At 65.1% G+C, this 20,123-nt stretch carries 16 protein-coding genes; 8 read left to right on the top strand and 8 right to left on the bottom strand.

Going from position 1 to position 20,123, the window contains the following annotated elements:
- Window positions 1-118: 118 nt before the first annotated feature.
- Window positions 119-3,208: a hypothetical protein gene (locus tag CSQ87_RS10860; RefSeq protein WP_165776686.1), complete on the bottom strand. Its 3,090-nt coding sequence runs from the start codon at window positions 3,206-3,208 to the stop codon at window positions 119-121.
- Window positions 3,209-3,387: 179 nt separating this feature from the next.
- Here CSQ87_RS10860 and CSQ87_RS02070 point away from each other — a divergent pair, with 179 nt between their 5' ends.
- The 6 genes from CSQ87_RS02070 (at window position 3,388) to CSQ87_RS02045 (ending at window position 10,479) form a co-directional block, all read left to right on the top strand.
- Window positions 3,388-5,292 carry an InlB B-repeat-containing protein gene (locus CSQ87_RS02070; protein WP_100512180.1) on the top strand — a complete coding sequence of 635 codons (1,905 nt, stop codon included), beginning with the start codon at window positions 3,388-3,390 and terminating at the stop codon, window positions 5,290-5,292.
- A 528-nt stretch (window positions 5,293-5,820) separates the two neighbouring features.
- Window positions 5,821-6,840 (top strand): cation diffusion facilitator family transporter, encoded by a 1,020-nt coding sequence (locus tag CSQ87_RS02065; protein WP_100512243.1) that lies wholly within the window; start codon window positions 5,821-5,823, stop codon window positions 6,838-6,840.
- A 561-nt stretch (window positions 6,841-7,401) separates the two neighbouring features.
- A complete protein-coding gene (locus CSQ87_RS02060) occupies window positions 7,402-7,875 on the top strand; it encodes a hypothetical protein (RefSeq protein WP_100512179.1) in 474 nt (157 codons plus the stop codon).
- Window positions 7,876-8,027: 152 nt separating this feature from the next.
- Window positions 8,028-8,951, top strand: coding sequence for a LysR family transcriptional regulator (locus CSQ87_RS02055; protein ID WP_100512178.1), 924 nt, complete (start codon window positions 8,028-8,030; stop codon window positions 8,949-8,951).
- Between the two features lie 36 nt (window positions 8,952-8,987).
- Window positions 8,988-9,614, top strand: coding sequence for a DNA-deoxyinosine glycosylase (locus CSQ87_RS02050; protein ID WP_100512177.1), 627 nt, complete (start codon window positions 8,988-8,990; stop codon window positions 9,612-9,614).
- Between the two features lie 208 nt (window positions 9,615-9,822).
- Window positions 9,823-10,479 (top strand): GntR family transcriptional regulator, encoded by a 657-nt coding sequence (locus tag CSQ87_RS02045; RefSeq protein WP_100512176.1) that lies wholly within the window; start codon window positions 9,823-9,825, stop codon window positions 10,477-10,479.
- Between the two features lie 71 nt (window positions 10,480-10,550).
- On the opposite strand, the gene pyrE is transcribed toward CSQ87_RS02045, so the two are convergent.
- The 7 genes from pyrE to pyrB all read right to left on the bottom strand — a co-directional run bounded on the left by pyrE (window position 10,551) and on the right by pyrB (window position 17,263).
- Window positions 10,551-11,252 (bottom strand): orotate phosphoribosyltransferase, encoded by a 702-nt coding sequence (gene pyrE, locus CSQ87_RS02040; RefSeq protein WP_100512175.1) that lies wholly within the window; start codon window positions 11,250-11,252, stop codon window positions 10,551-10,553.
- A 128-nt stretch (window positions 11,253-11,380) separates the two neighbouring features.
- Entirely contained in the window at window positions 11,381-12,370 is a 990-nt protein-coding gene (locus CSQ87_RS02035) for a dihydroorotate dehydrogenase (RefSeq protein WP_423734761.1), read from the bottom strand.
- 2 nt (window positions 12,371-12,372) lie between these two features.
- Window positions 12,373-13,206: a dihydroorotate dehydrogenase electron transfer subunit gene (locus CSQ87_RS02030; protein WP_100512173.1), complete on the bottom strand. Its 834-nt coding sequence runs from the start codon at window positions 13,204-13,206 to the stop codon at window positions 12,373-12,375.
- Between the two features lie 62 nt (window positions 13,207-13,268).
- Window positions 13,269-14,228, bottom strand: a complete 960-nt coding sequence (pyrF, locus tag CSQ87_RS02025; protein ID WP_100512172.1) for an orotidine-5'-phosphate decarboxylase — start codon at window positions 14,226-14,228, stop codon at window positions 13,269-13,271.
- A gap of 148 nt (window positions 14,229-14,376) precedes the next feature.
- A complete protein-coding gene (locus CSQ87_RS02020; RefSeq protein WP_100512171.1) occupies window positions 14,377-15,834 on the bottom strand; it encodes a dihydroorotase in 1,458 nt (485 codons plus the stop codon).
- Window positions 15,831-16,250 (bottom strand): aspartate carbamoyltransferase regulatory subunit, encoded by a 420-nt coding sequence (locus tag CSQ87_RS02015; RefSeq protein ID WP_100512170.1) that lies wholly within the window; start codon window positions 16,248-16,250, stop codon window positions 15,831-15,833. Before CSQ87_RS02015 ends, CSQ87_RS02020 begins: the two co-directional genes overlap by 4 nt.
- On the bottom strand, window positions 16,250-17,263 hold the full coding sequence (gene pyrB, locus CSQ87_RS02010) for an aspartate carbamoyltransferase (RefSeq protein WP_100512242.1): 1,014 nt from the start codon (window positions 17,261-17,263) through the stop codon (window positions 16,250-16,252). Before pyrB ends, CSQ87_RS02015 begins: the two co-directional genes overlap by 1 nt.
- 241 nt (window positions 17,264-17,504) lie before the next feature.
- On the opposite strand from pyrB, the gene CSQ87_RS02005 reads away from it, so the two are divergent.
- Together CSQ87_RS02005 and CSQ87_RS02000 are read left to right on the top strand one after the other, a co-directional pair.
- Window positions 17,505-19,526, top strand: a complete 2,022-nt coding sequence (locus CSQ87_RS02005; protein WP_165776685.1) for a Na+/H+ antiporter — start codon at window positions 17,505-17,507, stop codon at window positions 19,524-19,526.
- A 79-nt stretch (window positions 19,527-19,605) separates the two neighbouring features.
- Window positions 19,606-20,118 (top strand): hypothetical protein, encoded by a 513-nt coding sequence (locus CSQ87_RS02000; RefSeq protein ID WP_100512168.1) that lies wholly within the window; start codon window positions 19,606-19,608, stop codon window positions 20,116-20,118.
- Window positions 20,119-20,123: the final 5 nt, after the last annotated feature.

The following is a 20,123-nucleotide window of genomic DNA, read 5'->3' as shown; positions in this document are numbered from 1 at the left end:
ATCACTCCGGGGCAACGCTTAATGAGATGATTGACGTACCTTCGTACGCCTTCCCTCGGTGCGCCTTGAGGACACACGCATCACTCCGGGGCAACATGCATGATGATGTGATGATGCTTCATGGTGATGCTTCGCGCATGCGATGCTTCGCAGGCTTCCCCCTCTGGGGGAAGCTGTCAGCCGCAGGCTGACTGATGAGGGCAATGCAGCTCTCGCCCCCGCCGGACGGACAGTGAATCATGCTCCCGCTGGCGGGAGCTGTCCGGCTGCGCCGGACTGAGGGTGGTCGAGTCCCATCACACGGCGATCCAACCACCCCCAGTCCGCCTACGGCAGCCAGGTACTCGCCGTCGCTGGTGTTGTCGCCGATGTTCTCGCAGGTGGTCCAGATGAGGTCCTTGACGGGGGCGGTGCCGCCGGCCGTGTCGAACGGGTCCACGGCCCGGGTGGCGACGGTCACCTTCGGGGCGCGCAGCGTCCACGACTCATTCGCGTCGGTCTTACCGACAAACGTGGTGGCCCTTTCGACATACTTCTGCTTGGGCACGGTGAGATCGAACCAGTACTTGCCGGCCGCCCAGGTGGCCATGCCCACGTCGGACGGGGCGAACTCCCGCGAGTAGTTGTTCGTACCGCACTTCATGGTCACCGCCTGCGCCTTCGACTTGCCGTTGGGCGCGTTGAAGGTGATCGTGCCGGTGAACGTGGTGTTCGCGGGCACGCCCTCGGTGCAGGTGACCCTGATCTGGTCCTTGACCTTCTGGCTACCGCCGGACAGCAGCGGACTGGGTATTCCCTGCGCGACCGTGGAGAAGCTCGCAGTGCCCTGCCTCCACAGCTGGAACTGTTCGCTGGTTTCCTTGGCACCGGACAGGGTCGCGGAGACCGTGGGATACCTGTTGCCGGTCTGCACGTACACCTTGGTGTCGAACCAGTAGGTCACGCCCGTCGCCCAGGTCTTCTGCTTCAGGTCGGCCGGCGTGAACAGGCGCGTGTCCATGGAGATCACGTCGCCCTGCCCGATGTCGCCGAACCGTTTCTCGGTGCGGATCCACGGGCTGACCGCGTCGCCGGTGTCGGCCTTGCCGTTGTGGTTGAGGTCCATGACCAGTCGCGTGTCCGCGCTGGCCAGGCCGTCGCCGAGGCTGTTGCCCGTCTTCTGGGCGATCGAGATGTGGTCCATCATGCCGTCGGTGTTGTTCGCCGGAGTGACCCCGCCGTTGGTCGCGTTGCGCACCTTGGTGCTCACGTCGATCGAAGGGGTCTCCAGAACGTAGAAGTTCTCACTGACCGTGGTGCGGCCGTCCTGGCGGTTCACCGGGTTGACCATGTAGCTGTTGTCCATGCGCCTGCCCACGGCCTCGGAGTAGCCGGGATCGCCCTTCTGGGCGGGACGGACGCTGGTCACCCACCACAGGTGCGCGCCGGAGGGCCAGTAGCCGTTGAGCGCCTTGAAGTTCGGGTGCCTGGGACCGATGGCGGGGCTGCTGAACTGGTACGACCTGTTCGGCTCGATCCTCACGTTCTCGATCTGGGACACCGTGGCCTTGTAGTCGGCCCTGCCGTCGTTGTTGACGTCCACGTTGAGTTCGGAGACGATGGTGAAGTAGTCGTCGGTCACATGGGTGCCGTTGTTCGACTTGACGACCACGTTATCGCGCACGGACTGGGTGCGGTCGATGCGGGTGCCGACGTTCACGTCCTTCCATCCGCCCGAGTTCGCCTGAGCCTGGGTGGAGGCGGTCGGCTGCCACCTAAAGCCCGTCTGGTAGCTTACCAGCTGCTGGGTGGGGGCGTTGTTCGCGGGGACATAGATGGTCAGACGTACGTGCGACTGCTGGGCGGTCAACGGCATCTGCCATGCCTGATTGGCGTATTTCTGCCATTTGGCGTCCGCGATGCCGGGCATGAATCCGACGGTGGAGGCCCGGTTTTCCGGCCCGCCGTTGTGGATGTAGCTGAAGGCGTGGTGGATGCGGATGCGGGCGTAGTCGTTGTCGATGTTGGGGCCGTAGAACTGCTGGGCGTAGTACACGGCGGCGCGCATACGGTTCTCCTCAAGGGCGGAGAAGCCGGAGTAGCTTTGCCGCACATACACGGCACCGACGCCGGGGCCGGTCTTATTGGCCTGGATGCATAGGGCCGTGGCTCCGTCGGCCATGATGTACTTGCCGGTCCAGTTGACGCCATGATACATTCTGGGAACGCTGGCGACCTTAACTTTGACCTTATTGAGGGGATCGGCCAGCCTGAACAGGCTCATCATCCGGCCCAGCAGCGACGTGTCCGAATCGTCCTCGGCCGTGTCGTCACCGTCCTCGTTGTCCAGCGGGGTGACGGTGGAGGCGCCGTCGATGACGGCGAAGCCGATCGGCTTGTCCTTCAGGGTCGAGGCGCCGTCGAGCGTGGTGGTGCCGACGACCGCCTGCGGGGCGAACCCGTTCTCGGGCACGGCCAGATACACGCCCTCGGGCACGGTGACCCTGCCGGTGCCGGTCACGGAGGCGACCGGGGAGACGCCCGCGGCCTTCAGGGCGGCGGCCAGCGTGTTGGCGGGGGCGTTCACGGTGACGGGGTTGAGGTCATGCCACATCGCGTCCACCGGGTCGCCCTTGGTGTTTCCGTATGCCTTGGCGGCCATGGCGGCCACGTTCGGGTCGGAGGCCGTGGCGTGCAGATCGTCCCACGAGGTCGTCTTCGCCTTGTCTCCGGTCATGCCGGCCGGCCAGTCGCCGATCCGGTAGAGCCGGGTGGTCACGTCCTTCAGGCTCGTGTCCGAGGTGGCCTCGACGTCCAGCGTGCCCTGACGTCCCTTCGCCGTGTCCGGGGTCGTGGCCTTCGTGTCGGCCTTGGTCTGCGGCGTCGTCGGGGCGGTGGCCTTCGGCGCGGCCTGACCGGTCTCGGCCTTGGCGTCGCCGGTCTTCGCGTCCGACCCGCCGTCCGTGGCCTCGGGGGCCGACGGGGTGGCATCGGACTTGGCGTCCGTCGTGGCGTCGTCCTTGGCGGATGGCGTGTCGCCGGCCTTGGGGGTCGCGGTCGTGCCGCCGGTATCGTCCGTATCGCCGCCGACGCCCATGCCGCCGTCGAGCGTCTGGGTCTGCACGGTGTCGGTGGACGGGGTCTCGGCGGCCGATGCCGTCAGGCCGCCTCCGCTCAGCAGTGTCGCCAGACCGACCACGAGGGCGATCCATGCCTTTCCTGCTCTCATATCGTTCCTTCCCCTTTCCTTGGAAAAGTCCGCCGCCGGAATCCCTTCCCGGCGACCGAAGTGGGCTATGCGCGCAGAAACGGGCGGCCGGGGACGCATGACAGGGGGTGACGGGCGCCCCCGGCGAGTAGCGTGGGAGGCGACGAGGAAACAATCAGGAAAAGAGGTTCGAAATACCGATGAATATCACAGGACAGACGGGAAGAAGGGTTCTGGTGGCCCTGTCCTCCCTGGCGATGCTGGCCGGCGTGGCCGTCGCCCCGATCACGGGGGCCGGTGCGGCCGAGGGGTGGCCCGCGGGGCTGTCGCAGGCCCAGATCCATTCGTCGTACGGGTTCTTCAAGTGGATGAGCGTCTACGGGGGTTCCGAAGACCAGAAAAGCGATGCCAGGCGCGCGATGAACCACATGAACGCCGACATCAAGGATGATGGGTATACGAACCTCGGTGCGAAGGGGGATGCCACCAGTCTGGAGAACACTGGGAAGGCCCTGCGGGAGGATGTACGTTCCAACCAGTTCCGAACCTCACTGGTCAACGAGCCCTGCCGCATGGACCTGCCGGCAGGCAAGGGACGCCGGTGCAATGACCCGAACAAGCGCCTGACCGCTCAGAAACTCAACCTCCAGCTCCTTGGTAGCGAACAGAATAAGGCCAACGCCGTGGCCGCCACCGGTGATCATTTCGGTATTACCGATGCGCAGAACATCGCCGGGCCGGATACCGGATTCAGGGTGTTCTACGACGGCCAGTCCTATGATGGCGTTCCCGGAATGAGCGAGAAGTCCAACTACGACAAGGACATGACCGATGGCAAGCTCGACGGCAGATCGGCCGATGGCAAGATGGTTGGCGAGACCGGCCATTACAGGGCCTATGTCAATAGCATCTGGAATCCCGATCGCAACCAATATAACGACTACGTCTACGCCACCATCGCCGTCAACAATGCCAGTCGTGGTGCTTACGTCATGAACTACTACATGAAGGCCAATTCCGGCGGATCAATTACTCAGCTCTGTGGATGGTCCATTGGCGATCCGGATGCCGACGACAGCGGATGCGTCAAGGAGACCACCGGTTACCTCACCGATCAGGCGATGACTCTCCCCCAGAACCTGCTGGCGAAGTTCGACCAGTACACGGCCCTGCCCGAAGTCAACGCGACCGTCACCCACACCGTCTCCTTCGACTCCGCCGGCGGCTCACGGGTCGCCGGTCAAAGCGTCAAGGACGGTCAGAAGGCCGTCGCCCCCGCCAACCCGACGCGCTCGGGCTACACGTTCGCCGGCTGGTACAGCGGCTCCGCCAAATGGGACTTCAGCAAGCCCGTGACCGGCAACCTGACCCTCACCGCCAAGTGGACGAAGAACGCCCCGCAGGTCGTCTATCGCACCGTCAGCTTCGACTCCGCCGGCGGCTCGCAGGTGGCCTCGCAGAGGGTCGCCAACGGACAGAAGGCCACCCAGCCCGCCAACCCCACGCGCAACGGTTATTCGTTCGCCGGATGGTTCAACGGCAGTGTCAAATGGGACTTCAGCCGCCCGGTGACCGCCAACCTGACCCTCGCCGCCCATTGGACGAAGAACGCCACTCCGGTCAAGCCCACGGACCCGTCGAAGCCGAGCTCGAAGAAGGTGCCCGTGTACCGCGTGTACAACCGCAACTCGGGTCTGCACCACTACACGACCAGCAAGGCCGAGAACGACATGCTCGTGCGGTTGGGCTGGCGTGACGAGAACCACGGCAAATCCTCGTTCATCACGGTGTCGAAGGACACCCCCGGCGCACGCCCCGTCTACCGCGAGTACAACCACCGCTCGGGCAACCATAACTGGACGCTGAACAAGGCGGAGCACGACATGCTCGTGCGCCTTGGCTGGAAGGACGAGGGCATCGCATGGTACACCAGTCCCGCCGGACAGGACGTGTACCGTCTCTACAACCCCAAGCCCTATCACAAGCCGAGGAATGGCCGGGGCAACGGCGGCGGCGAGCATGTGTACACCACCAGCTACGGCGAGTATCTGGCCGTCGTCAGGGCCGGCTGGCGCGGCGAGGGCGTGGCGTGGAAGAGCCTGTAGTCTCTGACTCTGCCCCGCCGTCGGGGGCTGGCTGCCGTAGGCGGACTGGGGTGGTTGGACCGCCGTGTGATGGGACTCGACCACCCTCAGTCCGGCGCAGCCGGACAGCTCCCGCCAGCGGGAGCATGATTCACTGCAACGAACAGTCCAGTGGACTGTTCGTCCGGCGGGGGCGCGAGCTGCATTGCCCTCATCAGTCAGCCTGCGGCTGACAGCTTCCCCCGGAGGGGGAAGCCCACACAGCGTTGGACGAAACTGTGCCTTCGGATAAAGGGCCGACGACGTGGCCACATCGGGAATATCACGGGAAACCCCATGAAGTAGCCCCTATACGGCCTTCACCCTGAACACGTCCAGACGGTGACTTCATGAACCGAGCCTCAGACTGGAACCCGGCATGGAAACACTATGGCGGCCCACGGTCTCGGCTCGGCCTATAGTGTGATCTTGTATTGATGCTTGATGCCGATCACGGCACCGAAGACGCAGAAGACATCGAAGGAAGACACAGAAGAGGGTGAGCTGCTGATGAGCGAGTCAGCGGGAGACGAGAAGACTGTCACGGTCCGAGAACCGGAGCACAAGGGAGCGGCCGTCAAGGCGGCGCTGGCGGCGAATATCGGCGTCGCCGTATGCAAGGTGGCGGCGGCCATCTTCACCGGATCGTCCGCCATGCTGTCGGAAAGCGTGCATTCGGCCGCCGACTGCTCCAACGAGATCGTGCTGATCATCGGCGAGAAGGCATCGCATCACAAGACCGACGGCGATCACCCGTTCGGCCTCTACCGTGCGAAATACCTCGCCTCGTTCGTCGTTGCCACACTGCTGTTCTTCGTCGGCGGCTTCTACTCCACCTCCGAGGCCATCAAGAAGATGCAGCTCGTGCTTGCCGACCCGGCCGCCCACACGGCCAACCGGTTCGAGCTGGCCGTGGCCCTCGCCGTCTGCGTGGTCAGCGCCTGCTTCGAAGGCATGGGCCTGCACAAGAGCATCCTCGAGGCTCGTGAGCGCATGGATCGCATCGGCATGAAGCGCATCGGATTCCTTCGCTTCTGGCGGCGCACCAAGTCGGCCGAACTCGCCTCCGTCATCATGGAAGACACGCTCGCCCTCATCGGTCTGGCGTTCGCCGCCGCCGGCATCGGCGTCGCCATCATCACCGGCGACGAGCTGTGGGATGCGGTCGGCGGTCTCATGGTCGGCCTGCTCCTGATGGTCGGCTCCGCACTGCTGGCCACCAAATCCGGTTCCCTGCTGCTCGGCGAGACCGTCGACGCGGAAACCCGTACCAAGATCGTCGACGCCGTCACCTCCACGCCCGGCGTGGAGCGCCTGCTCAACATGCAGACGATCCACATGTCCGAGGACGACATCCTGCTGTGCGTCAAGGTGCAGACCTCCAAGCTCGACCGCGACTACGACGTGCAGACCGTCGACAAGATCGAGAATGCCGTGCGCACCGCCCTGCCCTGGTACCGGTTCGAGATCTACGTGGAGCCCGACATCTACCGTCGCGATCACGACAAGGCCCTGATCGGAACCCACTGACCGGAAACCAGCAAGCATAAAAAACGAGACCCCGGAGCTGGTGTTTCAAACCCCGGGGCCTCAATGCGGATTCCTCATATGCCACCTCATCGGATGGTTCGTGCCTCGAACCACCTATCGTTCAGCAATACTATCGGCTGTTCCTTGTTCGGTTATACCTGATTCTGTTATGCCCTAATTCTGTTATCTGAAGACAGGACCTCCGGCATCATCCTCGATGCGGAAAACCCAAGCGGATACCTTCGAAACGAACATATCCTGTCTTCACTTTCAGTATACCGTCTCCACCGCCGACAACACGCCTTATCGTTGCAATATCAATGATTATTGCCGGTCAATACCGCACGGAAACCTTATGATTCCGCACATTTTCGACCGTATTTCTCACATACCATGACCCGGTCCCCTCACACCGTCCCGCCCCTTCGCACTGCCCCGTCGGACACGCCGGACATCCGCCATCCGACCCATGATCCGTGACAGAACCCTCCCACACGGATAGCATGGGAGGGTCACCGGCCTCAACAGGCCGAATGAGAAGAGACGCAACGGGGGCGGATCATGGGTTGGATCAACACGCATCGTTCACTGGTCATCGGCTGGATCGTGGTGACGGTCCTGTACGCGGCGCTGATCGTCTGGCAGATCGTCGCCGGCGGCAAGGCCGTGCCGCTGGGACTGAATTTCATATGGCCCGCGGCCCTGCTGATCACCAATCTCGTCGTCGGTCTGAGGGCGAGCGACGGCCGGTACGGCGACGTGGCCTATCCGATCGTCAGCGTGCTGATCTCCGTGCCGTTCGTCATGCTGTGCAATCACCTGTACCGCGAGACCTGCGCCAACGGCGACTATGCGAACTGCACGTATACGCCAGACGGCCCCTGGAGGCTTTCGATGACGTCGGCGGACTTCTACGCCGACGCGGCGTGGCTCTCCTATTTCGTCCTGGCCTGCGCGATCGGCTTCGTGATCGGACGGCAGGTGCGCCGGTCCCGGGTCTCCTCGGCCGCACGACGAAGCCGGAAGACGGCATAGTCTCGCGGCACGGCCCCACAGCCCAATCCCGCGACATAGCCCCTCGGCACGGCCCCACAGGTCCACGAACCCGTCCACGGATCGGACAAACCGGCGGAACCCGGGGGTATAACCGGCACCGCTGTTTGCGCCTGCTGGTATCACTGGAATCTATGACACTCCTGCAGCTGAAATACATCGTCAAGATCGTCGAATGCGGTTCTATGAACGAAGCCTCCCACGAACTGTACATCTCCCAGCCGGCGCTCTCCTCCGCCGTCAAGGAGCTGGAGAAGGAGATGGGCATCGAGATCTTCACCCGTTCCTCCCAGGGCATCGCGCTGACCGTCGACGGCGCGGAATTCCTCACCTACGCCCGTCAGGTGCTCGACCAGTCGGCCCTGCTCGAGGAGCGCTACAAGAACGCCAAGCCGCGCAAGCAGCTGTGCCAGGTCTCCACCCAGCACTACATGTTCGCCGTCGAGGCCTTCGTCGAGCTCATCAACTCCATCAAGTCCGACGAGTACGAGTTCACGATCCGCGAGACCCGCACCCGCGACATCATCAACCAGGTCGCCAACATGCAGTCCGAGGTCGGCATCCTCTACCTCTCCGACTTCAACAAGGACGTGATCGGCAAGCTGCTGCGCGAGAAGCACCTCGAGTTCCACCCGGTGTTCCGCGCCGGCCTGCATGTGTTCCTCTCCCGGTCCAACCCGCTGGCTAGCAAGAAGTCCCTGACCATGGAGGACCTCAAGCCCTACCCGTGGATCCAGTACGAGCAGGGCGAGGAGGGCTCGTTCTACTTCGCCGAGGAGGCGGTGTGGCCCGAGTACTCCCCCAAGCAGATCAACGTGACCGACCGCGCCACCATCCTCAACTTCATCGTCGGCCTCAACGGCTACACGGTGTGCTCCGGCATCGACAACGAGGACCTCAACTCCGACAAGATCGTCACCGTGCCGCTGGAAAGCGACGAGACGATGCTGGTCGGCTGGATCACCAACGAACGCGCCAAGCTCAGCCAGGCCGCCGAGGTGTATCTCGAGAAGCTTAAGTCCGTGATCGCCTCCCACGGCTACACGCTGATCGACTGATCCGACCGACCAGCGATCCGAATCGACTGATCCGATATGGCCGCCTCAGCGGAAGCACCGACGACGTCGAACGCGCCGGAATCGCCGAACACATCCGGCACGCAGCATGTCACGCAGCACGTCACGCATGGGTTCGGCCCCGTGTGGGACCGCGACTCCCGCGTTCTGGTGCTGGGTTCGATGCCGAGCCCGAAATCCCGCGAGGCGGCCTTCTACTATGCGTTCAGGGCCAACCGGTTCTGGCCGGTCATGGCCGCGCTCTTCGACGACCCCTCCCCCGTTCCCGAACGGTTCCCGGACACCGCCGAACGAATGGCGAAACTGACCGAGGCCAGACGAGCGTTCGCCTTGCGGCATCACATCGCCCTGTGGGACGTGATCGCATCCTGCGACATCGTCGGCGCCAGCGACGCCTCCATCCGCAACGCCGTCGCGAACGACCTCGCCTCGGTGATCCGGCCATCCGAGATCAGGCACGTATTCACCACCGGAGCCAAGGCCGCGCAGCTCTACCGACGTCTGTGCCTCCCGCGGCTTACCGAGGCCGGATTCGATCTGCCGATGACGGCCCTGCCGTCCACCAGCCCGGCCAACGCGCGCATGCGCCTGCCACAGCTGATCGAAGCGTACCGGCCGATCCTCGCGGCGGCGACGGACGTCTAGCCCTGAGGCCGACCTCGGCCTGCGGTCCCTATCGACCTTTGGATCCCTGCCCCCTCATCAGTCAGCCTGTGGCTGACAGCTTCCCCCAGAGGGGGAAGCCACAATGGTCTGCATTCCCGAGCCATGGTACACATAACCGCAGTCCACAGCGCGTATCGTATACAATTTCTGTTGGATACGATATACGGCGGACATAGGAGTCAGGCATATGGGAGTCGAGCACATGGTCATCGAACGACCGAAACCACTACGCGATCAGGTCTACGAACGGATCGTCGGCATGATCCTCGCCATGGATCTCAAGCCCGGCGATGCTCTGACCGAACCGATGCTGATCGACCGGCTCGGCGTCTCCCGCACCCCGATCAGAGAGGCGCTGCTGCGGCTGGAGGCCGAAGGCGTGCTGACCTCGGCGTTGGCCCGGGGGTTCAGGCTTCGGCCGCTCACCCGGCAGGAGGCCGAGGAACTGTTCCCGATCCTCGCCTCGCTGGAGATGCTTGCCATCCGCGAGATGCCGGACGAGATCCGCCGTTCCACGCTGAACGGACTGCGCACGACGGCGCGCAAGCTCGCCGGAACCGACGACCCCGTACGCCGATGGGAGCTGGATTCAAGGTTCCACGCGCTGCTGGTCGTCGAAGCGGGCAACGACCGGCTCGACGAGCTGACGCGACAGCTGCGCGTGCTGATCGCGCGATACGAACTGGCCTTCATGGCGCAGGCCGATCCGGAACATGCATCCTGCGACGAGAGATACGGACGGATCATCGAGTCCCTGGCCTCGGACGAGCGGCTGCAGGCCGCGCGGCTCGTCCGAGAGCACTGGGACGGGGAATCGGCGCGCATCACCGACTGGCTGGCTTGAATAAGCGGCCGTTCTGACTGAATGGCCTGCCTGACGCCGGAACTCCCCGACGTCAGGGACGGACAGCGGGATCAGGCGCCGTACTGATCAAGGTAGGCGTCGGCCGCGGCCTTGATCTCGTCGGTCACGTACGGCGTGCCGTCGGCGGTCACGATGGAACGGCCGGCCTGGAAGATCTCGCGGACGTTGGCGATGGCGAACACCGGGAATCCGAACTCCTGCTCCACGGCCTTCACCGCGGACAGGTCGGAGTCGCGGGTCTTCTCCATGCGGTCCACCGACAGCACCAATCCGACCACCTGCACATCGGCCTCGGCCTTGAGCTTGGGGATGACCTCGCGCACCGCGGTGCCGGCCGTCATCACGTCGTCCACCAGCAGCACCTTCATGCCGTCGCGCAGCTGGGTGCCGACCATCATGCCGCCGTCGCCGTGGTCCTTCTTCTCCTTGCGGTCGAAGGTGTAGCCCACCTCCATGCCGTGCGAGGAGGTCAGGGCGATGGCCGTGGAGACGCCGAGCGGAATGCCCTTGTAGGCCGGGCCGAACACGGTGTCGATGTCCTGCGGCAGGGCACCGGCCTCGATCTCGGCGGCGATCTTCTCGGCGTAGAATTCGCCCAGCGTGGCGATCTTGCGGCCGTCGTCGAACGCGCCCGCGTTGATGAAGTACGGGGACTTGCGTCCGGACTTCAGCGTGAACTCGCCGAACTTCAGCGCCTGGGAGTCCAGCAGGAACTTGGTGAAGCGGATGTCGAGCGATGCGGTGTCAGTCATGTCTTTCCTATCCCCTCCCGCTGGCGGGAGGCGTCATGAAAGCGACGGGAGTGGATTGCCCACCCCGGCCGTCCGAGGACGGCAGCCCCCGCCAGCGGGGGCCGTGCGTTGGAATGGTTGCGTTCGGTTCAGCGCCAGGTCCTGCCTTCGGCGAGTCTGGCGGCCAGTTCCGGACGTTCGTCGAGCAGATCGTCGAGCTCACGGGCCACGCGCAGCGGCGCGGTGGGGTTGAACAGCGCGGCGGCACCCACCTCGACGGCGTTCGCGCCGGCGTAGAGGTATTCGAGGGCCTTCTCGCCGCTGTCGATGCCGCCGATGCCGATGATCGGGATCTCGGGCAGCGCGGAACGCACCTGCCAGACCCTGGCCAGTCCGATCGGCAGCACGGCCGGGCCGGAGACGCCTCCGGTCACATGGTCGATGATCGGTTTGCCGGTACGGGTGTTGATGCGCATGCCGACGATGGTGTTGATCATGCTCAGCGCGTCGGCGCCGGCCTCCACCGCGGCCCGGGCGGGCACGGTGATGTCGGTGACGTTCGGGGTGAGCTTGACGATCATCGGCTTGTCGGTGAGCTTGCGCAGACGGGTGATGAGCTTGCTCAGCGCCACCGGGTCGGCGCCCACGCTCATGCCGCCGTGGCTCACGTTCGGGCAGCTGACGTTGATCTCCAGCATGTCAGCCGGCGAGTCGGCGAGCTTGGCCACCACCTCGGCGTAGTCGTCGTCGCTGTGACCGGCCACGTTGGAGACCACGGTGGCGCCGGCCTCCTTCAGCTTCGGCAGGTCGTCGACGAGATAATGGTCGACGCCGGGGTTCTGCAGACCCACCGCATTGACGTTGCTGGCCGGCCCCTCGGCGGTGCGCACGCCGGGATTGCCCTCCCACGGCACCGGGGAGACGCCCTTGGTGCTGACCGCGCCGAGCTGGCTCACATCGTAGAACCAGCGCACCGCGGCGTACTGGAACGTGCCCGAGGCCGTGCCCACGGGGTTCTTCCACGGCACGCCGGCCACCACGGTGGGGTGCTTCCACTCGTGCTTCTCGTACAGGTTGATCGGCCGTTCCCCGTTGCCTGCGTTGCTGCCGGCGTTGTTGCTCGTTGCGGCGTTTGCCATCGTCACTCCCCCCATCCCAGCTGTTCGCGGGTGAACACCGGTCCGTCGGCGCACACCTTCAGTCGTCCGTCCACGGTATCCACCGTGCACAGCACGCAGGTGCCGTAGCCGCAGCCCATGCGCTGCTCCATGCTCAGCTGGCAGGGCAGGTCACGCTTGGCGGCCCACGCGGCGACGGCCTTCATCATCGGCAGCGGGCCGCAGGAGAGGATCACCGGCTTGCCGGCCCCTTCGGCACCGTCGGCCAGCAGGTCGCCCTCGAGACGGTCGAGCAGCGTGATCACGTTGCCTTCGGATTCGTCGATGCTCTCCGTACGGTCGGCGTAGCGGGAGACGAAGCCGTCGGCGAAATGGTCGTTGCGGTAGCCGAACACGGCGGTGGTGCGCACGCCCTCACGGCCAGCGAGGCACTGGGCGGTGTAGATCAGCGGCGGCACGCCTAGTCCGCCGGCCACCAGCACGTAGTGCGCGTCCTCCTTGGTGCGGAACGGGCGGCCGAGGGGGCCGAGCACGTCGATCGTGTCGCCGGCGTGCAGATGTGAGAATTCGGCGGTGCCCTCGCCCACGACGGCGAAGATCACGCTCACCTGGTCGCCCGACACCTCGCTGACGCCGAAGGGACGGGGCATCAGATGCATCGGATCATGGGAGAACAGGTTCACGAACTGCGCCGGCCGGGCGTGCTCGGCGATGTACGGATCACGGAAGGTCAGACGCACCACGGAGGCGGCCAGCTCCCTCACGTCGGTGATCTCCACGGTGTGGCGAGGGGGGAAGAACCCGGCCTCGACGGCCTGCGCCACCACGTCCGCGGTAGGGGTGAATGTTGCGGTCACAAACGGCTCCTTTACTGGTTTTCAAAGGACTCCGGGGAAACGGCGTCCGGTTGCACGTCCGGTCATCGGCCGAGGGCGGCGTTCAGATTATCCCGCATCGTTGTTGCGGCGGCTCGCGCACAGGAGGCCACGACCTTCAGGGCCTCGTCGCAGCTCAGATCCTCCGAATAGCGCTCGCTGTTCCGCCACGAGGCGATGATGCCACGCGAGGAGTTGACGATGGCGCCGGATCCGTGTTCGTCGAACATGCCGGCGACGTCGGCGGCGGTGCCGCCCTGCGCGCCGTATCCGGGCACGAGGAAGAAGGTGTGCGGCATGCGTTCGCGCAGCTCGCGGCCCTCCTGCGGGTGCGTGGCGCCGACCACCGCGCCCACGCGCGAGTAGCCGTGCTCGCCGATGGAGTCGGCTCCCCACTGCTCCACCAGATCGGCGACGTGCTCGTACACGGTGGCGCCGTCGACGGTCCTGAGGTTCTGGATCTCGTCGCTGGAGGGATTCGACGTCTTGACCAGCGCGAAGATGTCGGCGTCCGCCTCCTTGGCGGCGTCCACGAACGGCGTGATGCCGTCCACGCCCAGATACGGGTTGACGGTGACGGCGTCCTCCATCCACAGCTCGTGCTCGCTCAGATGCCCGGCGTAGGCCGCGGCCGTGGAGCCGATGTCGCCGCGCTTGACGTCACCCAGCACGTACAGCCCGCGGTCGTGGGCCTGACGGCAGGTGGCCGTGTACACCAGAAGGCCGTTGACGCCCAGCGCTTCGTACATGGCGATCTGCGGCTTGACCGCCGGCACGATGTCGGCCACGGCGTCGATGATCGCCAGATTGAACCGCAGGTACGCGGTGGCGAGGCTGCTCGTCCACGCGAACGTCTCGCTGGTGGAGTCGTCCGCCTCCAGCGCACGCGCGGTGTCGGCGCGGGCCTCGTCCAGCAGCTGCTTCGGCAGCAGCTGCGGCTTGGGGTCGAGTCCCACCACACTCGGGTTGTTCACGGTGGCGATGGCATCGATGAGTCGATCCATGGGGAAAATCCTTTCTGGGCTCTTTCCGGGCCTTGCGAGACTTGCCTTCCAGGCCTTGCGGCCTTGCGGGCTCCTGGCCCGGCGGCGGCCGCGGGCGGAATCGTTCCTTCCGCCGTCCGGTCATGCGGCCGGCCGCCGCGGGCGTCGGTTAGCGGATGATGCGGGAATCGGGGATGCGGGAGAATACGAGCCTCGAGCCGAGGATCGTGGCCAGAGGGCGGCCGCTGACCTCCCATCCGCCGAACGGGGTGTTCCTCGCGTTGGAGTGGAACCGCTCGGGGTCCACGATCCATCGTTCGTCGGTGGCGAGCAACACCAGATCGGCCGTTTCGGGATGCTCCACGGCCGTGAGGTCGAGGACCCTCCTGCCCGCGGGGCGCGGATCGCGGTCGGTCTCGTCCAGCATCGCGGTGATGTCGGTCGGATGGTGGCCCAGCAGACGGGCGGGCGCCGTGGCCATGAGCTCGATCAGCCGGCGGTCGTCGATGTGGCCGCCCTCCACCAGCACCTTATGGCACACGCCGTAGGCGCATTCAAGGCCGATGATGCCGTTGGGCGCCTCGAGGAATCCGAGGTTCTTCTCGTCGATGGTGTGCGGCGCGTGATCGGTGGCCAGCATGTCGACCGTGCCGTCGGCGACCGCGGCGATCGTGGCCAGACGGTCCTCGGCGGAGCGCAGCGGCGGATTCATCTTCGCCAGCGTGCCGTAGCGCAGCAGGTCCTCGTCGCACAGCGCGAGGTAGTGCGGGGCGGTCTCGCAGGTGATCGGCAGCCCCTCGGCCTTGGCCCTGCGGATCGCCTCGAAGGAGATCGCGGTGCTCACATGCTGGAAGTGCACGTGCACGCCGGTGCGCCGGGCGGCCTCGATGTCCCGCTCCACGATCCTCAGCTCGGTGTCCTCGGGAATGCCGGGCACGCCGAGCCGACGCGAAACCGGCCCCTCGTTCACCGCGCCCGTATCGTGGTGCTCGCAGTGCTCGATGAGATACAGCCCGGTGCGTTCGGCGTTGGCCAGCACCTCGTCGAGGATCGCGGCGGGCACGGCCGAGCCGTCGTCGCTGATCGCGGTCACCGGGTGGGCGAGCTGGGCCTCGTCCTTGGCCGCCTCGTCCACTCCCCTGCGGTACCACTGCCAGTCGGCCACGTCGGTGGCCTCGGCGCCGGCGCGGCCCTTCGACGCGCACACGCACAGGTCGTAGCGCACCGGCAGCGCCGTGCCGTGGGTCTCGTCGTAATGCTGCAGGAAGTCGATCACGGTGTCGTATCCGGCGCCCAGCACCTCGGCGGCGCCCGGCTCGTCCGGCGTGACCTTCCGGCCGTCCATCGCCGGCACGGTGTTCGGCATGATCAGCACGTTGACGTAGCCGCCGGAGGCCGCCGCGGCGCATCCGGAGACCATGGACTCCTTGTAGGTCTGGCCCGGGTCGCGGAAATGGACGTGGGGATCCTCGAATCCCGGCGCGAGCGTCAGCCCGGTGGCGTCGATCTCCCCGTCACCGACGCAGTCGGACTCGTGGAAGAACCTTCTGGCGTCGGTTTCGGGGACGATCAGGTCGATGGCCTCGCCGGTGTCCCACACCGTGATGTTGCGCAGCGTGATCATCAGAACTTGGCTTCCTCGTCGCAGTAGTCGCAGCGGTATTCCTGCCGCTCGGAATGGGACAGGTGGAAGCGCTGCTTGATGCCGCGTTCGATGGTGGTCACGCAGCGGGGGTTCACGCAGCTGATCACGTTCGTCACATGCTCGGGCAGGTTCGGGGTGAGCTTCTCGACGATGCGTCCGCCGTGCACCACGTCGACCGTGGCCTGCCGGGCGACGAGGCCGAGGACGTTGAGATCGATGTTCTGCTCGCCTTCGATCTTGATGATGTCCTTCGAGCCGAACTGGTGGCTGGTGGTGTTCATGATCAGCGCCAGACGGGTCTTGGACGGATCGATGTTGAGATAGTTCAGCACCTTCAGCGCGGTTCCCGCGGGAACGTGGTCGATGATGATGCCTTCCGTGATGCTGGTCACCTCCATCAGGCGGCCACCTCCTTCTTGTCCGGGTCGAAGCCGGGCAGGTCGTCGCCCAGCACCGAGCTCTCCAATGCCATGCGCATGAGCATGCCGTTCTTCACCTGTTCGAAGTACGCGGCCCTGGGGTCGCCGTCCACATCGACGGAGATCTCGTTGACGCGCGGCAGCGGGTGCAGCACGGCCATGTCCTTCTTGGCCAGACGCAGCTTGTCCTCGTCGAGGATGTAGGTGTCGCGCAGACGCAGGTAGTCGTCCTCGTTGAAGAAGCGCTCCTGCTGCACACGGGTCATGTACAGCACGTCGAGGTCGCCGATGACGGAGATCAGGTCCTTCACCTCCACGTAGGAGCAGCTGGGCGTGGCCTTGATGCGGTCGATCACGTACCGCGGGGTCTTGAGCTCGTCGGGGCTGATCAGCACGAAGTTCACGTTGCCGAACCGGCACAGCGTCTCGATCAGCGAGTGCACGGTGCGGCCGAAGGTCAGATCGCCGCACAGGCCCACGGTCAGGTTGTTGACGCGGCCGAACCGCGACTGCAGGGTACACAGGTCGGCCAGCGTCTGCGTGGGGTGCATGTGGCCGCCGTCGCCCGCGTTGATGACCGGGATGTCCACGGCCTCGGACGCCACGAGCGCCGCACCCTCCTTCGGATGCCTGATGGCCACCACGTCCACGAAGTTGGCGACGGTCTTGAGCGTGTCGGCGATCGATTCGCCCTTGCTCACCGAGGCCAGCTGGGCGCCGGCGAAGCCGATGACCTGGCCGCCGAGCCGCAGCATGGCGGTTTCGAAGCTCAGACGCGTGCGGGTGCTGGGCTCGTAGAACAGCGTGGCGATGATCCTGCCGTCGCAGGCGTGGGCCACCTCGCGCCGGTGGGCGTCGATGTATTCGGCCTTGCGCAGGAGCAGATCGATCTGCTCCGTCGTCAGGTCATCGAGCGTGACCACGCTTTTGCCGATGAAATCGGAATTGGGGGAACTGGATGGGGAGCTGACCGAAGCAGCTGTTGATGACATGCGCACGCCTTTCATCGAACTGGTTTCATCGAAATTTGCTCAGGCGGCCACAAACATTCTCGCGACCTTATCAAGGGTAAGCTGTTATGCGGACGTCGCGACACCCATACGGAAATACGGCGTTCACCAAGCATTCATCTTTGCGCCCTTGACGAATCGCAATACGTCGGTAACCATCCGCTTGGTAAGCTGGGATGCAGTTGTGCCCATCAGAGAGAAAAATAGGGATCATCGTTTTCATATGGCCTCGCTCACACTCGTCCTCCAAGTCCTGATCGCCGTGCTGGTCTCCAGCGCACTGAGCAATTTCATTCCGAAGATCTCCACGCCTCTGGTGCAGATCCTGCTGGGCGTGGCATGGTATTTCACGCCGTTCCTGCCGAATCTGGAAATGGATTCGGAACTGTTCATGGTGCTGTTCATCGCGCCGCTGCTGTTCCTCGAGGCCCGCAACGTGCCCCGTCGCGAGATCGCGGCCAATCTGGTGCCGTCCATGTCGCTGGCCGTGGGACTGGTACTGCTGTCGCTGGCCACCACGGGCGTCACGCTGCATGTGCTGTGGCCGGCGGTGCCGCTCGCCGCCGCGTTCGCGCTCGGCGCCGCGCTGGGCCCCACCGATGCGGTGGCGGTCTCCGCGCTGAGCAAGGAGGCCAAGCTTTCCGAACGTCAGCTCCACGTCCTGCGCGGCGAGAGCCTGTTCAACGACGCGGCCAGCATCGTGGGATTCCAGTTCGCCTGCGCGGCCGCGCTCACCGGCACGTTCTCCGCCCTCGAATTCACCGAGGGGATCCTCGTCAGCTTCTGCGGCGGCGTGCTCATCGGCTTCGTGGTGGGCTTCCTGTTCAACAACCTCGTGCTGCTGCTGCGTCGCTACCGCATGGAGACGATGACGCTGCGCATCGGCATCGAGGTGCTGATCCCGTTCGCCGCCTACGTCGCCGCCGAGCACTTCCACGTCTCCGGCGTGCTGTCGGTGGTGGCCGCCGGCCTGACGATCACCTTCCACCGCTACGGATTCGGCAGCGACATCGCCCGCACGAATCTGGTGTCGAACTCCGTATGGCAGTTCATCGAGTTCACCCTCAACGGCTCGGTGTTCGTGCTGCTGGGCATCGAACTGCCGCTGGCCATGCGCGCCAGCTGGGAGAACGAGTCGGTAAGCACGCGGATGCTGCTGCTGGCCATCGCGGTGATCACCGTGGTGTCGCTGGTGCTGCGGTTCATCTGGATCGCGGCCATGCTCAGACTCACGCATGACAAGAAGACCGGCAAGCGCCGTAAGATGACCCCGGAACGCTGGCACTCCGCCGCCGTGATGACGTTCGGCGGCCCCAAGGGCACCATCTCCCTGGCGCTGGCGTTCACGCTGCCGTATTCGATCGACGTGTTCACGCACATCCCGCTGCGCAACGCCCTGCTGTTCATCGTCTCGGGCTACATCGTGGTCTCGCTGGTGCTGGCCAACGTGATGCTGCCGCTGCTCGCCCCGAAGGACGACGACGCCGCCGGCGAGGAGTATGCGAAGGACTCGGTCGAGATGCTGCGCCGCACGCTGACGAAGATCGCCGAGCTGGACACCCCCGAGACCCATGCCGAGGTGCGTGCGGTGATGCACTCGTATACCGAGCGCATCGACCGGGTGAAGATGGCCGTGCCGCAGGAGACGATGAAGCGAGAGAACAAGGTACGCGTCACCACGCTCGAATGGGAGCGCAAGTGGCTCAACGAGTACGCGAAGCAGCATCCGGACAAGGCGGAGGCCGCCGAATCGCTGCTCGACCGTCTGAGCCATTCGCTGAACCATCTGACCGGTTCGGGCGGCCACCACATCCAGATCCGGCAGGCCAATCCCCGCCGTCAGGCGCTGATCATCGTCCGTCGGATCTGGGGTCTGATCGCCCGCGTGACCCCGGGACTCGACCCGGGCAAGGTCAACGACATGCGAGGCATCCAGATCGAACTGTTCAAGGCCACGATCGGCCACCTCAAGCAGGAGGTGCTCACCGACGTCGACAACGCGGAGATCATCGCCCGCCTGATCGGCGAGTACCGTGCCGCGCTGAGCACGCTGCACACGCAGACCTCGACGCTGATGCGGCCGCAGCTGCCGTCCCGGCAGGGCGTGGACGACATCCGCACGCAGACGTTCCGACTGGAGCTGGAGACGATCCGCGAGATGCTCGAGGAGGACGAGATCACCCGACCCCAGGCCAAGCTCATGCGGCAGAACGTCTACCTCATGCAGGCGGACGCCGTACTGTAAGGCGCCGTGCTATAAGACGCCGTGACGACATCTGCTCTGCGCTACCATGAGTGACGTACCTTCGCAAAGGAGTCCCATCATGTCTTTCAACGAGGAATCAGTCGGACAGGAATCGGCCGAGCGTGACGACGGCTTCGCCACGCTCGGCTACTACTACGCCTTCGACGCCGACGCCGCCATCGAGGACGACAATCTCGAGGCCGTGATCTGCGCGGACGAACCCTCCCGCGACGTTCCCGGCGTGGCGGTGAGCGTGCGCATCAACGATGAGGTCAAGGCGTCGGCCGGCCAGCGCCGCGTGCTGGAGACGCTGGCCACGCTGGTCTCCCAGCAGCTGCCGCATCACCCCGATCCGGCCGTCGTGGCCCGCTACGCCATTTCGATCTGCGAGGAGCCGCCGAGCGAGGCGGTGGTGCTGTGCAAGTTCACGGCCAAACGGGAGCGGCAGGGCGATCGGATCGTGACCCAGATCCGTGCCGGCCGCAATCAGGCGGTGGACGACCGCGTGCTGGCCGGAGGCAAGCGCGTGATCCGGTATCTGACCGATATGCTCGACACGCTCGAAGCCGCCGAGGCGAAGCGCGCCGCATAGCCGCG

It is taken from the genome of Bifidobacterium simiarum (assembly GCF_002802905.1).
GTDB lineage: Bacteria > Actinomycetota > Actinomycetes > Actinomycetales > Bifidobacteriaceae > Galliscardovia > Galliscardovia simiarum.
The sequence above is the reverse complement of the archived record's forward strand: the minus strand, read 5'-3'. Positions and strand labels throughout refer to the sequence as shown.

Bases quoted from the DNA above. Each gene is read 5' to 3' on its own strand.
- CSQ87_RS10860 (WP_165776686.1), bottom strand. From the start codon at position 3,208: ATGAGAGCAGGAAAGGCATGGATCGCCCTCGTGGTCGGTCTGGCGACA.
- CSQ87_RS02070 (WP_100512180.1), top strand. From the start codon at position 3,388: ATGAATATCACAGGACAGACGGGAAGAAGGGTTCTGGTGGCCCTGTCC.
- CSQ87_RS02065 (WP_100512243.1), top strand. From the start codon at position 5,821: ATGAGCGAGTCAGCGGGAGACGAGAAGACTGTCACGGTCCGAGAACCG.
- CSQ87_RS02060 (WP_100512179.1), top strand. From the start codon at position 7,402: ATGGGTTGGATCAACACGCATCGTTCACTGGTCATCGGCTGGATCGTG.
- CSQ87_RS02055 (WP_100512178.1), top strand. From the start codon at position 8,028: ATGACACTCCTGCAGCTGAAATACATCGTCAAGATCGTCGAATGCGGT.
- CSQ87_RS02050 (WP_100512177.1), top strand. From the start codon at position 8,988: ATGGCCGCCTCAGCGGAAGCACCGACGACGTCGAACGCGCCGGAATCG.
- CSQ87_RS02045 (WP_100512176.1), top strand. From the start codon at position 9,823: ATGGGAGTCGAGCACATGGTCATCGAACGACCGAAACCACTACGCGAT.
- pyrE (WP_100512175.1), bottom strand. From the start codon at position 11,252: ATGACTGACACCGCATCGCTCGACATCCGCTTCACCAAGTTCCTGCTG.
- CSQ87_RS02035 (WP_423734761.1), bottom strand. From the start codon at position 12,370: ATGGCAAACGCCGCAACGAGCAACAACGCCGGCAGCAACGCAGGCAAC.
- pyrF (WP_100512172.1), bottom strand. From the start codon at position 14,228: ATGGATCGACTCATCGATGCCATCGCCACCGTGAACAACCCGAGTGTG.
- CSQ87_RS02015 (WP_100512170.1), bottom strand. From the start codon at position 16,250: ATGGAGGTGACCAGCATCACGGAAGGCATCATCATCGACCACGTTCCC.
- pyrB (WP_100512242.1), bottom strand. From the start codon at position 17,263: ATGTCATCAACAGCTGCTTCGGTCAGCTCCCCATCCAGTTCCCCCAAT.
- CSQ87_RS02005 (WP_165776685.1), top strand. From the start codon at position 17,505: ATGGCCTCGCTCACACTCGTCCTCCAAGTCCTGATCGCCGTGCTGGTC.
- CSQ87_RS02000 (WP_100512168.1), top strand. From the start codon at position 19,606: ATGTCTTTCAACGAGGAATCAGTCGGACAGGAATCGGCCGAGCGTGAC.